Annotated in this window: 2 protein-coding genes; one reads left to right on the forward strand and one right to left on the reverse strand. The window is 70.1% G+C overall.

Annotated features, from left to right (window positions below):
• Positions 1-133 precede the first annotated feature (133 nt).
• Positions 134-697, forward strand: coding sequence for a protease (locus tag FNH08_RS51370; protein ID WP_322726687.1), 564 nt, complete (start codon positions 134-136; stop codon positions 695-697).
• Positions 698-723: 26 nt separating this feature from the next.
• On the opposite strand, the gene FNH08_RS50160 is transcribed toward FNH08_RS51370, so the two are convergent.
• Positions 724-1,185, reverse strand: coding sequence for a hypothetical protein (locus FNH08_RS50160; protein ID WP_152778690.1), 462 nt, complete (start codon positions 1,183-1,185; stop codon positions 724-726).
• Positions 1,186-1,313: the final 128 nt, after the last annotated feature.

The following is a 1,313-nucleotide window of genomic DNA, read 5'->3' on the forward strand; positions in this document are numbered from 1 at the left end:
GCCCCTGGGGATGGGACGGGTAGGGGCGGCGGGGGCGAAACAACCCGGGCCTCGCCGACCGCTGGCGAGAACCCGTTGAAGCGTGGCGATCTCGCCGGTTCCGCCGGGCCCAGCCGGCTTCTACCGTCGATCCGTGACCAAGCTCCTGCTCTCCCTCCACGTCATCGCCGCCATCGTCGCCATCGGACCCGTCACCGTCGCGGCCAGCATGTTCCCGCCGAGTGCGCGGCAGGCACTGGCCGAGCCCGGCAGCGAGCGGGCCGTGTCGAACGTGCGGCTGTTGCATCGGATCTGCAGGGTGTACGCGGGCCTCGGCATCGCCGTGCCGGTGTTCGGGCTGGCCACGGCGGGGGCCATGGGCGTGATGGGAGACCCCTGGCTGATCGTGTCGATCGCGCTCACGGTTGCCGCGGCGATCGTGCTGGTCGTGCTGGTGCTGCCCCGGCAGGAGGAGATCCTCGACGAGCTTCAAGGAATTGAGGGACCTGAAGGTCCTGAAGGACCTGAAGGTCCTGAAGGTCCTGAAGGTCCTGAAGGACCTGAAGGTCCTGAAGGACCTGAGGCGCGTACCGCCGCCACCCTCGTCAGCCGCAAGGCCACCGTTCAACTGGCCATGTTCACCGGGATCTTCAACCTGCTCTGGGCCGTCGTCACCATCCTCATGATCGTGCGGCCGGGCTCCACCACGGGGGCCTGACCGCACGTCCCGTCAGAGGCTCCGGGTCACGACCGTTGCGCCCCGGTCACCCAGCCCTCCTCGACCGCCTCGGACCGGAACCCCCGGGCCACGGAGGCCGCGACCAGCACGCCCGCGCCGATCACCAACGTGAAGAAGGCCCAGGTCAGCGGCCAGAATCCGGCGTCCGGAGGTTCCGGGTGGCTGCGGAGGGAGACGTACATCAGCGTGGCCGGCGGTACCGCGACCACCAGCAGCGGCCAGGCCAGGGCGTCCCGGTGGCCGAAGTAGGCGGCCAGAGCGATCAGCGCGACGCCGAGGACCGCGGCACCGGGGCCGGTCACCGGAGTGGTCTCGCTGAGGGAGCCCGGAGACACGATGCGGTTGCGCAGTTCCCACGGAAGGCAGAGCAGATACACGGCCACGGCCAGGGCGGCGCCGAGCAGGCGGGTCAGCCAGCGTTCCGGCCAGCGGCGCGTGCGCAAGGGGCCAAACAGCTTCTCGGTCATGCGTACGAGGGTTCCTGGCGCGGGGGCGGTCCGACAGAGTACGCGTACTCAGAGACACGTACTCAGCCCGTGCTCAGATGTACTCAGGCGGGCGCCGGCCGACACCCCACAGCCGCCCTTCTCTCCCC

The sequence above is a fragment of the Streptomyces spongiae genome, assembly GCF_009377185.1.
GTDB lineage: Bacteria > Actinomycetota > Actinomycetes > Streptomycetales > Streptomycetaceae > Streptomyces > Streptomyces spongiae.

What these genes read in the sequence shown, in the direction of transcription:
- FNH08_RS50160 (WP_152778690.1), bottom strand. Translation starts at nt 1,185, where the DNA reads ATGACCGAGAAGCTGTTTGGCCCCTTGCGCACGCGCCGCTGGCCGGAA.